Consider the following 16,727-nt stretch of genomic DNA (forward strand, 5'->3'; position numbering starts at 1 on the left):
CCGCGACTCGGCGGGGGACCGCGGGCATCGCGGCGGGGACGCCGCTCCCACGGGCAAGGCAGGTCAGCCGCTCTCCAACAACATCCGCAGGTCGAGCACCGCGGCGTTGGCGCGCGACATGTAGGACGCCAGCACCAGCGAGTGATTGGCCAGCACACCGAAGCCGTCGCCGTTCAGCACCAGCGGCGACCACTTGCGCATGGTGGCGTATTCCAGGTCGCGGATGACCTGCTGCATGGACACGACGGCGTTCTTGTCCCGCAGCACCGGCGCGAAGTCGATGGCCAGCGCTTTCATCATGTGCAGCAGCGCCCAGGAATAGCCCCGGGCCTCGAAGAAGACGTCGTCGATCTCGTTCCAGGGTGTGCGCGGGAGCGAATCGCCGGCCGACTGCAGGGCGGACTGTCCCTCGCCCAGGACGTCCTCGGCACCGAATGCCGCCAACAGCTCGGCATTGCCGACACTGCCGGAGAGCCGCTGGCCATAGCTGCCGAGGCGCTTTTCCACCACGGACAGATAGGCGGCAAGGTTGTCGGCACGGGCGAAGAAGCGCGCTCGCGCGCTGCCCGAGGAGAGCTCGGCCAGGTAGCCCTTCAGCGCCTCGATGCCCTGGTGATACTCATCCTCCGTCGCGGGCAGGACCCAGGCGTCCGCGTCGAAGTTGAAGTCCGAGTCGGCGCGCTTCAGGTCGTCGTTCTCGATGGACTGGGTCTGGGAGCGGCTGAAGTCGTTGCGCAGCGCCCGCACCGAGTCACGCAGCTCCGTGAGCACCCCGTACTCCCAATTTGGCATGTTGTCCATGACCACCCCGGGCGGCATCTTGTCATTGCGGAGGTAACCGCCCGGCTTGGACAACAGGGTCTCGGCCACCTGGATGGCGGCGGCGACGGTGGCGGTGCCGGGCACGGCACGCCCGCGCTCGCCGATTTGCTTGCGCATGTTGGCCGCGACATCGAACTTCTCAGGCTGGAGCGACCACCAAGCGCCGAGGCCGATGACAGCGGCGAAGACGAGCACCGTCAGGCTGATGCCCCAGGGCAGCCCGCGGCTGCGCCTGGCGCGGGCCGGGTCGAACGGTTCGGCGGGGCCGGGATCGCCGTGCGCCGGGGTCATCGGCCGCGCCGCCGGCGCCGGGGGCGCTTCGGGCGCGCTGCCGGTCTCGCTCGAGCGCAGGATGCGGTCGGCGTCGCTCAAGGTGCCACGGGCCATCTCGAAATACCTCAACGAATGGTCTGAAGCGGAACGGCGCGGTGTCGGTGCGGGTGCTGGCTCAGCGCCGCATCCTGCAACGCCCGTGAAACCGCGCGGAAGCTCGCCTCCGGCTGCCGCGGATTGCTCACACGCGCAATGTCTGTGGGGTTGAATCGCAAGTGGCGTCGATGGCCGCAATTGCAAGCAAGCCCGGGCCGGAGCGGCGCCGGCGTGGGAGACCGGGCAAGCATTCATCGTAGGTTGTGCCGACACCGCCATTAGGTCGGGTTATGCTGCGCTGACCCGAAGTTGGGCGCCGGCAAGTCTCTGATTGTCGAGTTACGCTATCGCTAACCCGACCTACAGTGCGCTAACTTTGCTGTCGTTGTCGTTGTCGTTGTCGAGCATCCGTCCACGACCACGACCACGACCGCCAGCAGAGACTTCTGACCAGGCTCCTCGGCTCCGCCCCCCCGGTTGGCGCCCTCCAAAATTGGTTGAAACGGGGTATCAGCGCTTTGGATGGCGGCGAACGCGAATCCTTGCCCAGTGTCCCGAGTGTGCGCGCATGCGGCATCATGTCGGCCGCGCACTCGGCGCCCCGTGGAAATCCGGTCAGACCGGCCCATCTCTACCCCAAGCAAGAATCAAGAATCCCCGGCCCGCCCCCGATCGTGTCCGCCACCCTCCCCGATCGCCCGCCGAGCCTGCTGGCGCGGCTTGCGCTGTTTGCCCTGCTCTGGCTGGTGCTCGCCGGTACCGACCCTTTATCGTGGATCATCGGCGTGCCGGCGGTGCTGCTGGCCACCTATGCGGCAGCACGGCTGTCGACCCTGGTGGGCGCCGATCCACGGCCGCTGCGATTGCTGGCCTTTGGACCCTTCTTCGTCTGGGAGTCGATCCTGGGCGGACTCGACGTGGCGCGCCGGGTGCTGAGCCCGAGGCTCCATATCGCCCCGGCCCTGGTGAGCTACCGATTGCGTCTCAAAGATCCGGCCGCGCGGGTGGTCTTCATCGACGCTGTCAGCCTGTTGCCCGGCACCCTGTCGGCGGATTTCCGCGACGGCGTCGCCGAGGTGCACGCGCTGGACGGCGATGCGCCGGTGGTGCCAGGGCTGAACCGCCTGGAGCGCCAGGTGGCGCGCCTGTTCGGCGAGCGGCTCGACGGCGAGCCCGAGGTGTCGATCAGGCCCTGCCCAACCGGCGGGGCGACGGGCGGCTCGGACGCGGCCCCTAGCGCCGGAGCAAACCATGTCTGAGTTCATGCCGAAGTTCCTGCTCGCCATGGCCCTGGTGCTGCTACTCACCATGTCCGCCGGCCTGGTGCGGGTGATCATCGGCCCGACACCGCCGGACCGCATGATGGCGGCGCAGTTGCTGGGCACCTCCGGCATCGCCACGCTGCTGCTGTTGTCCCGGGCGCTGAACGTACCGGCGCTGCTGGACGTGGCGCTGATCTTCGCGCTGCTGGCGGCGGTGTCGGTGGCCGCCTTCACCCGCCGCCGGGCCGGCGCCGATCAGCCCTGACCCCCAGCGCGCGCCGCAAACGCCACACCGAGCAACGCCCACGGAACATGGAACTCGCGCTGCATATCGCCGCCGCCGTCTGCATCACCCTGGGCGCCACGTTCTTCGTTGCCGGCACGGTGGGCCTGCTGCGGCTGCCGGACCTGTTCAGCCGGCTGCATGCCCTCACCAAGGCGGACAACCTCGGCCTCGGGCTCATCATGCTGGGGCTGATCCTGTACGCGCCGGGGCTCTTCTACGCGCTCAAGCTGTTGCTGTTGTGGGTGCTGGTGATGGTCTCCGGCGCCACCGGCTCGCACCTGATCGCCAAACGCGCCCTGCGCGGCGACGGCGAGGACCTGCAATGAGCCAGCCCGCTCTGCTCCTCGCGTTCGATATCGTGTTGCTGACGACGCTGCTGGCGTTGGCGCTGGCCGCGGTGCTGAGCCCGGAGCCGCGCCGCGCGGTGATGCTGTTCATCGCCTTCGGCCTCTGGCTGTCGCTGGTGTGGGCGCGGCTGCACGCGCCGGACGTGGCGCTGGCGGAGGCGGCCATCGGCGCCGGCCTCGGCGGCGCGCTGATGCTGGCGGCGGCGCGGCGAGCGGCACGGGCGGCGCAGCGCGGCACGGCAAGGAGGGCCGATGACGGAGCCCGCTGACTGGGCGCGAAGCGACCGGGCGCGGGAGCGCGCCCGTGACTTGAGCCTGCTGCTGGCGGTGCTGCTGGCCCTCCTGGGCGTCGTGCTGCTGGCCGTGTACTTTCTCGCGCTGAACGGAGGCGCGGCGCCGCGGCTCGCGGAGCTGGCGCTGGCGCGGGTGCCGCAGAGCGGCGTCGGCAATCCCGTCACCGCCGTGCTGGTGAACTACCGCGCCTACGACACCCTGGTGGAGCTGGCGGTGCTGTTGGCGGCCGTGCTCGGCATCTGGTCGCAGCGGCCCGCGCCGCCCGGCTTTCAGCGCTCGAGCGCCGTGCTGGCGGGCATGGTGTCCTGGGTGGTGCCGCTGCTCATCGTCACCAGCGGCTACATGCTCTGGGTGGGCGGCTACGCGCCGGGCGGCGCCTTCCAGGCCGGCGCGCTGCTGGGCGCCGCCGGCGTCATCGTGCGCCTGGCCGGCGACCCCACCGCGGGGCTGCCGGGCGAGGCCGTGCAGCGCTGGCTCCTTGTGCTCGGGGTACTGATGTTCGCGCTGGTGGGACTCGCGCTGATGCTGTTGGGCGCGGGCTTCCTCACCTACCCGCCAAAGCTCGCCAAGTGGCTGATCCTGCTCATCGAGTCCGCCGCGACCATCGCCATCGGCACGGCCCTGGCGGCGGCCTACGTGGGCGGTCGCCCAAGCGCCAAGGGCCAAGGGCCAAGCGCCGGGGAAGCATCAGCCGCCCCATCCTCCTCGTCCCTCGGCCCTCGGCCCTAGGCCCTTCTTCAGGCATGACTGCTCAGTTCCTCTACGGCGGCGCCGGCCTGATCCTGTTCGTGCTCGGGCTCTGGTCCTTCCTGGTGCACGCGCCGCTGCTGCGCAAGCTGATTGCGCTCAACATCATGGGCGGCGGCGTCTTCCACGTGCTCATTGCCGTCGCCTACCGCGGCGATGGCGTCACGCCGGACCCGGTGCCGCATGCGCTGGTGCTGACCGGCATCGTCGTCGCCGTCAGCGCCACGGCGCTGGCACTGGTGCTGGGCGCACGCCTTCAGGACGAACAACGACAAGGATAAGCCCGCGGTGTATTCCAACCTGCTCACCGACCCGCTGGTGCTCTGCATCACGCTGCCGCTGCTTGGTGCGGCGTTGACCACCGCGCTGCCGCGTCACGCGGTGCCGCTCGGCATCCTGGCGGCGCTGGCAACCTGCAGCGCGGCCGTCACGCTCGGTGTCGACGTCTGGCAGCACGGCGCGCTGCGCCTGGTGCTGGGCGGCTGGGAGCCGGAGCTGGCCATCGGTCTGCGCGCGGACGGCCTCGCCGTCGCGCTGGCGCTGATGGCGAACCTCGTGGCGCTGGGCATCAGCGTCTACGCATCCGGCTACTTCCGCGACCCGGAGCGCATGCGCGCCTTCTGGCCGCTGTGGCTGTTGCTCTGGGCGGCGCTGAACGGGCTGTTCCTGGCGGGGGACCTGTTCAACCTGTACGTCATGCTGGAGCTGCTCGGCATCACGGCGGCGGCGCTCGGCGCGCTCACCGGCAGCCGCGAGGCGGTGTCCGCCAACCTGCGCTACCTGCTGGTGGGCCTGCTCGGCAGCATCAGCTATTTGCTCGGGGTGGCACTGCTGTACACCGCCCACGGCACCCTGGACTTGGGGCTGGTGGCCCGCGCCATCGCCGCCAACGACCGGCTGTTCGCGGTGGACGCTGCCGCGCTGGTGCTGATGGTGTCCGGTCTGGCGCTGAAGGCGGCGCTGTTCCCGCTGCACTTCTGGCTGCCGCCGGCACACGCCAATGCGCCGGCACCGGTGAGCGCGGCGCTGTCGGCACTGGTGGTCAAGGCATCGGTCTACCTGATCATCCGGCTCTGGCTGGACCTGTTTGCGCCAATCACCGGCCTCGCCGCGGCCATGTTCCTGGCCCTGCTCGGGGCCGCGGCGGTCGTCTGGGGCTCCTGGCGGGCGCTGCGCGCCGAGCGCCTCAAGCTGCTGGCGGCCTATTCCACGGTGGCGCAGATCGGTTACCTGTTCCTTTTCCTGCCGCTGCTGGCGGTCACGCCACCCGGTCCACCGCGGGACAACCTGCTCGCCGCGCTGGTGCTGATGGCCCTGACCCATGGCTTCGCCAAGTCCGGATTCTTCCTCGCGGCCGGGCTGGTGCAGACCAACGCCGGGCACGACCGCATCGACGACCTCGGCGGCACCGCACAACGGCTGCCGGCGACCACCTTCGCCATCGCGCTGGCAGGCTCGGCGCTCATCGGCCTGCCACCCAGCGGCAGTTTCATCGGCAAGTGGCTGTTGATGCAGGGAGCCATCGAGAGCGGCCAGTGGTGGTGGGTGATCGTCGTCACCACCGGCTCGCTGCTGGCTTCGGCGTATGTCTTCCGGGTGCTGAGCCGGGCCTTCGGCCTGGAGCCGACGCCGCTCAAGTTCGTCACCGATGCCCGCGCGGAGGTGCCGGCGCTGCTGCTGTCTCTGGTGGCAGTCGCTCTGCTTGGACTCGCCTCCGGTCCGCTGTGGACGCTGCTGGCACTGCGCGCCGGGGGTGGCGCATGAGCCTCGACCTCGCGCCCCTGCTGCCCGGCACCATCGTACTGAGCTCGCTGCTGCCGGGCGTGTTCATCTTCCTGGTGAGGGAAGAGAACCACCTGCTGCGCACGGTGCTGAACCTGTTCGGCGCGGTGCTGAAGCTGGTGCTAGTGGGGGTGATGATCTGGGGCGTGTACTTGGGGCAGGTGTTCGAGACACGCGTGCAGATTGCCCCCGGGCTGGAGCTGGTGCTGCATGCCGATGCCCTGTCGGTGCTGTTCGTGACCTTGTCCACGGTGCTCTGGCTCGTCACGACGGTGTATGCCATCGGCTACCTGGAGCACTCCCCGAACCGCTCACGCTTTTTCGGCTTTTTCAGCCTGTGCGTGTCCGCCACCGTCGGCGTCGCACTGGCGGGCAACCTGCTCACCTTCGTGATCTTCTACGAGATCCTGACGCTGGCCACCTACCCCCTGGTGGCGCACCGCGGCACGCCCGAGGCCACGCGCGGCGCCAAGATCTATCTCGCCTACACCCTCTCCGGCGGGCTGCTGCTGCTGGTGGGCGCGGTGTGGCTGCGCACGCTGACCGGGCCGGTGGACTTCGTCGCCGGCGGCGTGCTGCGCGGCATGCCGGCGGACATGCACCGGGAGCTGGTGGCCATCTTCGCGCTGCTGCTGGCGGGGCTCGGCGTGAAGGCGGCGCTGGTCCCGCTGCACGGCTGGCTACCGCAGTCCATGGTGGCGCCGGCGCCGGTGAGCTCCCTGCTGCACGCGGTGGCGGTGGTGAAGGCCGGTGCGTTCGGCATCCTGCGGGTGGTGTTCGACGTCTACGGCGTCGAGTTCTCCTCTGAGCTCGGCCTGCTGGCGGTGCTGGCGGCGCTGGCATCCTTCACCATCATCTACGGCTCGTTGATGGCGCTGACCCAGGACGGGCTCAAGAAGCGGCTCGCCTACTCCACCGTCAGCCAGGTGTCCTACATCGCGCTCGGCGCGGCGCTGCTCGGGCCCATCGCCACGGTCGGCGGCATGGTGCACCTGGTGCACCAGGGCATCATGAAGATCACGCTCTTCTTCTGCGCCGGCAACTATGCCGAGACCCTGGGCGTTCACAACGTGAGCCAGATGGACGGCGTCGGCCGGCGCATGCCGCTGACCACCCTCGCCTTCAGCGTCGGCGCGCTGGGCATGATCGGCATCCCGCCCATCGCCGGCTTCGTCAGCAAGTGGTATCTCGGCCTCGGCGGCGTCGAGGCGCAGCAGTACTGGGTGCTGCTGGTGCTCGGCGCCAGCACGCTGCTGAACGCCGGCTACTTCCTGCCCATCCTGTACCGTGCCTGGTTCCGGCCGCTACCCAACGAATGGCCGCACGAGCATCACTTCGGCACCCGCTTCGAAACCATGGGCGCCCTGCTCTGGCCGCCGGTGATCACGGCCGCGTTCTGCCTGGTGGCGGGGTTGTTCGCTGCCGCGCCCTTCAGCCCGCTGGAGTGGGCGCAGTTGATTGCGCGGCGGGAGTATGGGTTGTGAAGAAGTACGGGTTGCGGCGTACGGAGTACGGAGTTGGCCATACGTGGTGCGGCATGCCGAGTGCGCGGTGCGCAGTGCGGAGTGCGGAGTGCGGGGCGGAGGCGTTGCCTCGGTGAGCGCCTGGCTCTTGCTTGTCGTTTGGGTCTGGCCGCTGGTGCTGGCGCTGCCGGCATCGCGGGTGCGCTTTCGGCGGGACTGGGGCCGGGTCGAAGCGCCGGATGGCGCTGTGCCGGCACTCGGCGCACCACGCTCGGCCCTGCCGTGGGTCGCGTTGGGTCCGCTCCCCGCACTGCTGGCGGTGCTGACGCTGCCGTTGGGCACCGTGTTGCCCATGCCCTGGCTCTTCCTGGGGACCCAGCTCGGGCTGGACGCGACGGCGCGGGTGTATCTGGGCTTCACCGCGGTGCTGTGGCTCGCGGCAGGCGTCTACACCGCCTTCGGCGAGCGCGGCGCAAGGGCCAATGCCGGGCGCTTCGACGCGCTCTTTCTGCTGGCCATGGCCGGCAACCTGTGGCTCATCGTCGCGCAGGACCTGTTCAGCTTCTATGCCGGCTTCGCGATGATGGGGCTTGCAGCCTATGGGCTCGTGATTCACGACGGCAGCGCCTCGGCGCTGCGCGCCGGCAAGGTGTATCTGGTGATGGCCCTGCTCGGCGAGGTGACGCTGTTCGCCGGGCTGGTGCTGCTGGCGAGCGAGACCGGCACCACGCTCCCCGAGCCGGGCACGGTCACCGGGCTCAGCGGGCTCACCATCGCGCTGCTGCTGCTGGGGCTGGGTGTGAAGGCCGGCATGGTGCCGCTGCACCTGTGGCTGCCGCTGGCGCACCCGGCCGCCCCTGTCCCCGCCAGCGCGGTGCTGAGCGGTACCATGATCAAGGTGGCACTGCTGGGCTGGCTCAAGTTCCTGCCGGTGGGCGCGCTGGCGCTGCCGGGCTGGGGCCACGGCCTGGCCCTGGCGGGGCTCGCGACCATGACCCTGGCGCTGCCGGTGGGCATCGTGCAGCGCGACCCGAAGGTGATCCTCGCCTACTCCAGCATCGCCAAGATGGGCTTCCTGATGCTGTTGCTGGGGCTGACCCTGGTGCAGCCGGCGCTAGCGCCGGTGGGCGTGGCCGGCATCGCGCTCTATGCCGCCCAGCACGGACTCGCCAAGGGTGGACTGTTCCTCGGGGTCGGCATGCGCAAGCACGCGGGGGCGGCGGGCTCGGTGACCCAGGCGCTGGTCCTGGGCGCGCTGGTGTTCTTCGCGCTGGCGCTGGCTGGCGCGCCCTTCACCAGCGGCGCGGTGACCAAGTACAACCTGAAGCCGGTGCTGGAGGCCGCCGAGTGGACCTGGCTCGGCGCTGCCATCGCCGCCGGCGCCGTCGGCACCGCGTTGCTGATGGCGCGCTTCATCTGGGTGGTGGCGCGTATCGAGCCGCACCCCGATCCAGCCCTGCATCCACGCGGCGAGCCGGGCTGGACCTGGCCGCTCGCCGCCTGGGCTCTGCTGCTGGTGCTGGTGGCGCTGTTTCCGTTCGCGTTCGGCAAGCCCGCGAGCTGGCTCAGCAATGCGGGGCCGATTGGGCTCGGCGTCGGCATCGCAGCCGCCATCGCGCTGGTGGCGACGCTGCAACCCAGGCTGCTCGCGCCCTTCATCGGTCTGGTACCGCCCGGCGACCTGCTGGCGCTGATCATGCCCTTGCTGGCGGCGTTCCGGCAGAGCGGCGAGACGCTCCTCGCCGACCTGGGCCGTGGCTGGTCGCGCCTGTACACCGTTGCGGCCGCGGCCTTCGAGCGCGTGTTCGGCACCCCCGCCGGCGACGTGGAGCGCGGGCTCCGGCAGTGGCCGGTGGCGGGTGCGCTCTGGGTCGGCATCAGCGCCCTGCTCTTGATCCTGCTGTTCGTGGAACGGCCCGTGGTGACGCCGGACAACGCAACCGGCGCTGCGGCGGAACCGCTCCCGGCTAGAATGCAGCGGTCATCCAACCCGCAGTTGCCACGCCTCCAGCCCCATGTCGAGCACCGCCCCCCCGCAGCCACCGACGACCCCGCCTGACGCCCTGCCCCCGCCCGCAACCCTGTTCGGGCAGATCCGCTTCGCGTGGCAACACCTGCCCGCCGGGCTGGCGCTCGACAGCCTGACGGACATCCAGTGGCGGGCGGACGCCTGCTCGCCTGGATCGATCCTGTGCTTCCAGCGCTTCGACGACGGCCGCGGCGACGCCGAGCTGTTCGAGCGCTACCTGGCGCCGAGCCCCTTCGCGGTGCTGGTGACCAATCGGCCCATGGACTGCTTCGATGCCTTGCGCGCCGAGGGCAAGGCCATCTTCGTGACCGGCCCGGATGCCTATGGCGACACGGTGGCGCGGCTCTGCGACGCCTTTCACCCGCTGCCGCAGGGCCACTGGCGCGTCGCCGCCGTCACCGGCACCAACGGCAAGACCACGACCGTGAAGTACCTGGAGGCGCTGCTCGCGGCCGCCGGCGAGCGGGTGCTCAGCATCGGCACCCTCGGCCTCGCGCTGAACGGCGAAGACCAGGGCATCACCGGCTTCACGTCGCCGCCGCTGGTGGAGTTGCGCCGGGTGCTCGCGGCCTACCGCGACCGCGCCGACGTGCTGGTGACCGAGGCGTCCAGCCACGCGCTGGAGCAGGGCCGGCTGGCCGGTCTCCAGTTCGATGCCGCCGGCTGGACCAATTTCTCGGTGGACCACCTGGACTACCACGGCACCGAGGACGCCTACTTCGCCGCCAAGACCCGCATCCTGCGCCAGCTTACCGACGGTGTGCCGCTGCTGGTGAACAGCGCCGAGGTGGCGGCCCGGCTCAGGCGCGAGCAGCCGACCACGCGCATTCAGCCGCTCGACCCGGCGCCGTTGCCGGCCCCGGTGCTGGCGGAACGCCCCTTTCTGGCGCTGGCTTACAACCAGGCCAACTACGCCCTGGCGCTGGCCTTGGCGGAGCGTATCAGCGACCGCCTGCCGGCCGAGCCCTGGCGCGCGCTGAGCGCCGTGGATGGCCGCTTCGAGACCCGCGTGCACGGCAACCGCACGGTGGTGGTGGACTTCGCGCACACGCCGGATGCGCTGGAGAACGTGCTGGGTGCCATCCGCGCCGCCTTTCCGGATGCCCGGGTGACCACGCTGTTCGGCTGCGGCGGCGACCGCGACCGCACCAAGCGTCCGCTGATGGGTGCCGCGGTGTGCCGCCACTCGGACCATGCCATCGTCACCTCCGACAACCCGCGCTTCGAGGAGCCGCTGGCCATCATCGAGCAGACCGTCGCCGGCATGGGCGGCTGCACCGCCGAGCCCGAGGTCATCGTCGAGCGCGCCGAGGCCATCCGGCACCTGTTCGACCGCCTCGCCGCGGCACCCGCGGACGAGCCCCAGGTGGCGCTCATTGCCGGCAAGGGCCACGAGCGCTACATCGACCGCAACGGCCAGAAGACCGACTACAGCGACCAGGACCAGGTGGCGTACAACTTCGCGCGGCTCGGCTGGCTCGACGCACGGAGTGACGCATGAGGCGCATCCTCGGCAGTGCCGTCTTGGCCGGCTGCCTGGCGGTAGCCGGTTGCGCCGGCGACAGGCTCGCCGGCCGTTCCACCATCACCGCCTGCATGGACCCCCGTGAGGCACACTCGGCCGACATCCACCGCAACCTGGCGGCGCTGCGCCGGGCGCCCATCTGCTACCGCCGCCAGGAGGTGCATGAGGGCGGCTACCACTGGGTCTTCCACGTGCTGGAGCACACCAAGGCGCCCAACGGCCCCTTCTGGGTGCTGCCACACGACAGCGAGAACGCCGCCTTCGACGCCGGCGTGCACGCGCTGCTCACCTATGGCGGCGGCCTGCTGGCGGTGGACGCCGGCGGGCACCGGGCCTTCTTCGGCCAGGACCCGAACCGCAACTTCAGCAGCAGCCGCGCGGAGTCGCGCCTGTGCGGGAGCCCCCGGCCGGCGCCGGTGTACACGCAAGCCATCCTGGCGCACTACCGCGACGGCAAGCGCAAGGGCCGCGGCCCCTATCTGGCGCTGCACAACAACGGCGACGGCCACAATGGCAACGGCGGCGACGGTAACATCTCGCTGTACCGCAACGGCCCCAACCTGACCCATTGGCCGGGCGCGGCCACCGGCAACCGCGCGCTGCAGGACGAGGACAACCTGATCTTCATGGCCGGCACCCGGCCGGTGAGCGCGGACCCGGCGGCACGGCGGCGCATCACCGCGCTGAACCGCGCCGGGCTCAGCGTCATTTACAAGCAGGTCACGCCGGGCAACTTCGACTGCTCCCTGTCCGACTATGTCGCCCGCCACCAGCTCGGCGAGTACTACAACATCGAGGCCCAGCACGGCGCCCGCGACACCCAGATCGAGATGCTGGACCGGCTGATGGCCGTGCTCGGCATCCGGCCGCTGCGGGACCGGTCCAACGCCAATCCCTTCCTGGACCGATGAGCTGGAAGGCCCTCTACTCCACCCCCGCCGCGCTGGTGCTCGGCGTGCTGCTGGCGCTACTGCTGCCGGCGGGGGCGCCCGCTGTCGCCTGGCTCGGCGAGATCTTTCTGGCCCTGCTCAAGGTGCTGATCCTGCCCTTGATCCTGTTCTCCATCTTCGCGGCGCTGGCGGCGGGCGCGGACCTGAAGCGGCTCGGGGCGCTGACGCTCGGCTTCTATCTGCTCACCTCCGCCGTCGCCGCCACCATCGGCACCCTGCTCGGCTGGGCCCTCTCCCGCGATCTGACACCCGGCCTGCTCAGCCTGCCGCAGGTGGCGGCAACCGACGCGAGCTTCAGCGTCGCGCAACTCATCGCCAACTTCGTGCCCAGCAACCTGTTCGCGTCGCTGGCGGACGGCAACATTCTGCATGTCGTCGTCATCGCCATCTTCGCGGCGCTCGCCTCGCACGGGCTGCCGACGGCGCAGCGCGACCTGCTGAACAACGGCGCCGAGGCGTTCAACGCCCTCCTGATGCGCATGCTGGCGCTGTTGCTGCGGGCCGCGCCGGTGGGCATCGCGGCGCTCGTCTACGGAAGCCTGGCGGACATGGACTGGGACGCGGTGCTGGCGCTGCGGCCCTTCGTCTGGGCGGTGCTCTGCGCGGCCGTGCTGCATGCCGCGGTCTTCCTGCCACTGTTACTCTGGCTCGGCAGCGCCCGCGCGCCGCTGACTTTCCTCGCCCAGGTGCGCGCGGCGCCGGTCACGGCGCTGGCGACGGCCTCCAGCTCCGCCACCTACCCCGTCTCCAAGGAGGTGCTGGAGGACAACGCCGGCGTCAGCCCCACCACCACCAGCTTCACGCTGCCGCTTGGCGCCACGCTCAACATGGACGGCTCGGCGCTCTACCAGTCCATCCTGCTCATCTTCATGGCCCAGCTCGCCGGCGCCGACCCGAGCCCCGCGCAGGCGCTCTTCATCGTGCTGCTCACCATGGCCTCCAGCGCCGGCACGGCCGGCATCCCCGGTGGCGGCATCGCGATGATGGCCTTCATGCTCGACCTGCTCGGGCTGCCGCAGACCTACCTCGCGCTGTACCTGGTGGTGGATCGCTTCTTCGACTACCCGATCACGGCCATCAATGTTTGGGGGGACCTGATCGTCGCGGCGGTGGTGGATGCGCGTCGAGACTGTGAAAGTACTCGATGTAGGTCGGGTTAGCGCGGCGTAACCCGACGATGACCGACGCAGCGCCGTTGATTGTCGCGTTACGCTGCGCTGGCGCGACCTCCCATAACGGCTGCTCCGGGCGCGCCGGCGTGGGAGCGCCACTGCTTTTTGTGGCGCGACGATGGCTGGGGAGGCCTGACGCTGGGCAGTGACTCGGGGCGTGGTGTGCTGCCTTGCCGCCAGTCGCGGCACCAAGAGTGCCGCTCCCACAAGAGCTGCTACGATCCGCTCGTTTTCGGCGTTACGGGGAATACTTTCACGGTCTCGTGGGGTGGACATAGACTCGCCGCCGGAGCGCAAGGAATGCATCACGACGCTGGAGCGTCATGACGATCACCGATTGCCATTCGCTATTCGCGACCCGCGCCAACTGGATCGGGTAGTAATATCCTCGCCGACACGGGTTCGCTGTACGCGGCGGTGGACCCCGACGACCGGCATCACACGACACGACATCTTCGGACGGGTGTTCGCGTTGCTCGATCCACAAGCGTTCGCCACGACGGTCTCCGGCTGAGCATCGGCTTGGGGGCAGACCCCAGGAATCCGGGGAAATCGAGGGACAGGGGCGCCGAGGTCTTGCGGTTCCGGCGGTCAATGCCCCTTCAGGATCTCCGGTGCGATCGTGTGGATAATCACATCCGATGTCCCGGTCACGACGAATTGCATGCCGATGGCAGCCACGAGCAGCCCCAGGATGCGGGTCAGAATGCCCAGACCGATGGTGCCCACCAGCCTTTGCAGGAACCTCCCCGACAGCAGGATCAGGAAAGCCAAGGCACCGACTCCGATGGTGATGCCGATCAACCCGAGCGTCAGGGACGTCTTGCCGATCCTTTCGCTTTCCGTCGAGTACAGAATCAGGTTGGCAATGACGCCCGGGCCGACCAGCAGCGGCATCGCGAACGGGATGACGATCTGCCTATAGACGGATTTCGCCTCGCCGAGGCTGCTCATGTGGACCTGTTCCTTCATCTCGTGGGCTGCCTGCACCGGATTGCCCGTGACGATCCGGATGCCCATTAGCAGCAGCAGTATGCCGCCCGCCATGCGAAAGGCATCGAGGGTGATGCCGAAAAAGTGCAATGTCAGAAGCTCAAGGACAGCCGAATCTGCAATGAATTCGGCAATGGTCTTCAATCAAGTTCCTGGACCCCTCCGCCGGACACGGTCAGAGGTTGACCTGAGGGTGGTCGGATTGGAGTCGATTCTCGGCGAGGCGGCAACCCTCAAAGCGCCCAGATTGGCTCACTGCGACTCTTCCCGCGAGTCCGGCGGCGGCCTTCGGCTCGTCCTCGTCTCGTTGCAGGCTGGATGCCCGCCGTTGGATTTCTCCCCGCGGGAGAGGATCCGGGCCATGGTCCACACCGTGGACCCGGCGCCCGGCCACAGCGTCTATGCCGCACCAGCGAAGGCGCCTTCGTCGAGACCAAGCGCAGGCTGGTGGACGAGTACGCGCTGTGGACGGTGGTGAGTCTGCCGGGCGGCGTCTTTCCGGGCGCCGGTGCCGGCGTCAAGACCAACCTGCTCCTTTTCACCAAGGGCGCGAAGGACGCGTCGTTGACGAGGCGCGCACGGTTGCGCGCGCTGCTCGCGACGCCGTGACCCGACGCCGGCCACCGTGCCTCGGCGCGCTAATCCTTGCCGTTCAGTGGCAGGCTCTCCAGCACCGGCGGCGGGTGGTCCGGGATTTCGGGCGGCCGGTGGGCGTCGGCCACCTGCTCGAAGGCACGGCCGATGGCGAGCAGGCGCGGCTCGCTGAAGGGGCGGCCGACGAAGGAGAGACCGAGCGGCAGACCCTGCCTGGTCCAGCCCATGGGCAGGGTCAGCTCCGGCAGGCCGGCGATGGAGGCGAGGTAGGCCGGCTGGTAGGGGTCGTCGGCGTCGCAGTCGTAGCTGCTGTCGTAGTCGTAGAGCAGCGACGATGCCGGGCAGAGCATGGTGGGCAGCACGATGGCGGCGAGATCGTGCTCGTCGAAGCGCGCGGCCACGGCGGCGCGCAGCGCGGGCAGCCGCACGGACAGGATCTCCAGGTACTCGAGGTCGGCCAGCCCCGGGCTGCGCAGGGCGCGGCGATAGGCGCTGAGCCGGCGGGGGTAGACCGGGGTCGCGGAGCCCGCGATGAGCGGCGATTCGCTCATGCGCAGGAGCTCGGCCAGCGAGTGTGGCATGCCCTGCTCGGTATTGAGCAGGTAGGCGTCCACTTGGTCGTGGAGCTCGGTCTCGATGAGTCGGCCAAGGATGCGGCGACGGCCATCCAGCACGTCCTCCGGCAGGGTGATGTGCACCAGCTCTGCGCCATGCACGTGCAGCAGTTCCAAGGCCGACTTGAAGGCCCGGTCGACTTCCTTGTTGCCGCCGCGGTAGGCATCGACGACGCCGAGTCTGACCCCTTCGAGGGTCGCCTTGCCGAGCCCTGCCGTGTAGTCCGCCGGGCGATCCGCGACGGCCGTCGTGCGAGGGTCCGCCGGGTCAGCGGCGGCGATGACGTTGAGTGCCAGGGCAAGGTCGCGCACGCCGCGCGCCATGGGTCCGGTGACCTCGATGCTGAGCGCCGTCGGCAGGATGCCGCCACGGCTGGTGAGGCCGGGCGTCGGTCGCAGGCCGACCAGGGCACTCACCGCCGCGGGGCCGCGCAGCTCGCCCGCCGCGTCGGTGCCGACGGCGAGCAGGCCGAGGCTCGCTGCCACCGCGGTGCCGTCGCCGGCGCTGGCCGGGGTGCGGCGGAGGTTGTAGGCGTTGCGCGTCTGCCCGCCGGCGGAACTGTAGCCGTAGCGTCCCAGGGCGAGGGACAGCTCGCAGAGGTTGGCCTTGGCGAGGATCACGGCACCGGCCTTGCGCAGCCGCTCGACGACGAAGGCGTCGCGCAGCGGCTCGTGCCCGCGCAGCGTCGCCGAGCCCGCGGTGGTCGGCAGTTCCAGGGTGTCCAGGTTGTCGCGGATGATCACCGGAATGCCGTGCAGTGGCCCACGCGCATCGGATGCCGCGCGCTCGGCGTCCAGTGCCGCGGCATCCTCGAGGGCATGCGGGTTGACGGCGATGAGGCTGTTCAGCTCCGGCCCGGCGCGGTCGAGTGTCTCGATGCGCCGCAGATAGGCGCGGGTCAGCGCCTCGGCGCTGAGGCTGCCGGTGTCGAAGGCCGCCTGCACGGCGTCGATGCCGGTGTCTGTGACGTCGAACTGGGCGTCTTCGATGGAGTCGGACACGATATCCGATGCGGTACCCGCCCCGGCCGCCGCAGGGACGGCACCGGCGCAGAGGCACAGGACCACCGTCAGCAACAGCGCGCGGGCACACAACGCCGCTGCGGCACAAGGTGTGTTCATTGTTCTGGCTCCCCTCGCTGTGCGGCCAGAGGATAACCGAAACCCCGTCAGCGGACCGCCGCGACGGCGCTTGGGCGCCGATCCATGCCCGATCGGTGCTCGGGGTCAAGCGCCTTGGAGGAGATGGGTGAGTGAGAAGCCCTCGGGCGGGATCAGGGCCGGGCCGAGCTGGTGCAGCAGCAGCACCGACAGCGCCAGCAGGAAGGCGACGCCGAGCACCCGGTGCGGCCAATGATTGAGCCACGCCGCGCGCTCGGCGTTGCCGTCCTCGAGCGCAATGATCGACTGCATGTAGAGCCCGAACTGCGCGAACAGAAACACCAGCGTGAACACCCCCGCCAGCGCCGCCGCCAACG

At 69.9% G+C, this 16,727-nt stretch carries 17 protein-coding genes; 13 read left to right on the forward strand and 4 right to left on the reverse strand.

Annotated features, from left to right (window positions below; all coding sequences use genetic code 11):
• Window positions 1–63: 63 nt before the first annotated feature.
• The gene (locus tag LJE69_RS14870; protein WP_296926456.1) at window positions 64–1,209 is read right to left on the reverse strand and encodes a DUF2333 family protein; all 1,146 of its coding nucleotides are present in this window, start codon (window positions 1,207–1,209) and stop codon (window positions 64–66) included.
• Window positions 1,210–1,865: 656 nt separating this feature from the next.
• Here LJE69_RS14870 and LJE69_RS14875 point away from each other — a divergent pair.
• The 12 genes from LJE69_RS14875 (at window position 1,866) to LJE69_RS14930 (ending at window position 13,036) form a co-directional block, all read left to right on the forward strand.
• Window positions 1,866–2,450, forward strand: coding sequence for a Na+/H+ antiporter subunit E (locus LJE69_RS14875; RefSeq protein ID WP_296926458.1), 585 nt, complete (start codon window positions 1,866–1,868; stop codon window positions 2,448–2,450).
• Between the two features lie 4 nt (window positions 2,451–2,454).
• On the forward strand, window positions 2,455–2,718 hold the full coding sequence (locus tag LJE69_RS14880) for a monovalent cation/H+ antiporter complex subunit F (protein WP_296926490.1): 264 nt from the start codon (window positions 2,455–2,457) through the stop codon (window positions 2,716–2,718).
• A 47-nt stretch (window positions 2,719–2,765) separates the two neighbouring features.
• A complete protein-coding gene (gene mnhG, locus LJE69_RS14885; protein ID WP_296926461.1) occupies window positions 2,766–3,065 on the forward strand; it encodes a monovalent cation/H(+) antiporter subunit G in 300 nt (99 codons plus the stop codon).
• Entirely contained in the window at window positions 3,062–3,355 is a 294-nt protein-coding gene (locus tag LJE69_RS14890) for a DUF4040 domain-containing protein (RefSeq protein ID WP_296926463.1), read from the forward strand. The genes mnhG and LJE69_RS14890 overlap by 4 nt, the downstream gene beginning before the upstream one ends.
• Complete coding sequence (gene mbhE / locus LJE69_RS14895; RefSeq protein ID WP_296926465.1) at window positions 3,339–4,109, forward strand: hydrogen gas-evolving membrane-bound hydrogenase subunit E; 771 nt, start codon at window positions 3,339–3,341, stop codon at window positions 4,107–4,109. Before LJE69_RS14890 ends, mbhE begins: the two co-directional genes overlap by 17 nt.
• A 14-nt stretch (window positions 4,110–4,123) precedes the next feature.
• Window positions 4,124–4,408 (forward strand): cation:proton antiporter subunit C, encoded by a 285-nt coding sequence (locus tag LJE69_RS14900; RefSeq protein WP_296926467.1) that lies wholly within the window; start codon window positions 4,124–4,126, stop codon window positions 4,406–4,408.
• Window positions 4,409–4,415: 7 nt separating this feature from the next.
• Complete coding sequence (locus tag LJE69_RS14905) at window positions 4,416–5,891, forward strand: proton-conducting transporter membrane subunit (protein WP_296926469.1); 1,476 nt, start codon at window positions 4,416–4,418, stop codon at window positions 5,889–5,891.
• A complete protein-coding gene (locus tag LJE69_RS14910; RefSeq protein ID WP_296926471.1) occupies window positions 5,888–7,393 on the forward strand; it encodes a proton-conducting transporter membrane subunit in 1,506 nt (501 codons plus the stop codon). The genes LJE69_RS14905 and LJE69_RS14910 overlap by 4 nt, the downstream gene beginning before the upstream one ends.
• A gap of 112 nt (window positions 7,394–7,505) precedes the next feature.
• Window positions 7,506–9,431 carry a proton-conducting transporter membrane subunit gene (locus tag LJE69_RS14915; protein WP_296926474.1) on the forward strand — a complete coding sequence of 642 codons (1,926 nt, stop codon included), beginning with the start codon at window positions 7,506–7,508 and terminating at the stop codon, window positions 9,429–9,431.
• A complete protein-coding gene (locus tag LJE69_RS14920) occupies window positions 9,388–10,902 on the forward strand; it encodes a Mur ligase family protein (RefSeq protein ID WP_296926476.1) in 1,515 nt (504 codons plus the stop codon). The genes LJE69_RS14915 and LJE69_RS14920 overlap by 44 nt, the downstream gene beginning before the upstream one ends.
• On the forward strand, window positions 10,899–11,837 hold the full coding sequence (locus LJE69_RS14925) for a hypothetical protein (protein ID WP_296926478.1): 939 nt from the start codon (window positions 10,899–10,901) through the stop codon (window positions 11,835–11,837). Before LJE69_RS14920 ends, LJE69_RS14925 begins: the two co-directional genes overlap by 4 nt.
• A complete protein-coding gene (locus tag LJE69_RS14930) occupies window positions 11,834–13,036 on the forward strand; it encodes a dicarboxylate/amino acid:cation symporter (protein WP_296926480.1) in 1,203 nt (400 codons plus the stop codon). The genes LJE69_RS14925 and LJE69_RS14930 overlap by 4 nt, the downstream gene beginning before the upstream one ends.
• 603 nt (window positions 13,037–13,639) lie before the next feature.
• Here the strand turns inward: LJE69_RS14930 and LJE69_RS14935 are convergent.
• On the reverse strand, window positions 13,640–14,185 hold the full coding sequence (locus LJE69_RS14935) for a MarC family protein (protein WP_296926482.1): 546 nt from the start codon (window positions 14,183–14,185) through the stop codon (window positions 13,640–13,642).
• A 303-nt stretch (window positions 14,186–14,488) separates the two neighbouring features.
• Here LJE69_RS14935 and LJE69_RS14940 point away from each other — a divergent pair, with 303 nt between their 5' ends.
• The gene (locus LJE69_RS14940) at window positions 14,489–14,650 is read left to right on the forward strand and encodes a hypothetical protein (protein WP_296926484.1); all 162 of its coding nucleotides are present in this window, start codon (window positions 14,489–14,491) and stop codon (window positions 14,648–14,650) included.
• Between the two features lie 29 nt (window positions 14,651–14,679).
• On the opposite strand, the gene LJE69_RS14945 is transcribed toward LJE69_RS14940, so the two are convergent.
• Both LJE69_RS14945 and LJE69_RS14950 read right to left on the reverse strand, forming a co-directional pair.
• Complete coding sequence (locus LJE69_RS14945; protein ID WP_296926486.1) at window positions 14,680–16,371, reverse strand: amidase family protein; 1,692 nt, start codon at window positions 16,369–16,371, stop codon at window positions 14,680–14,682.
• Between the two features lie 105 nt (window positions 16,372–16,476).
• A partial coding sequence (locus LJE69_RS14950) for a hypothetical protein (protein WP_296926488.1) occupies window positions 16,477–16,727 on the reverse strand: 251 nt, incomplete at its 5' end.

The organism is Thiohalocapsa sp. (assembly GCF_022340605.1).
In the GTDB taxonomy this organism is placed as follows: Bacteria; Pseudomonadota; Gammaproteobacteria; order Chromatiales; family Chromatiaceae; genus Thiohalocapsa.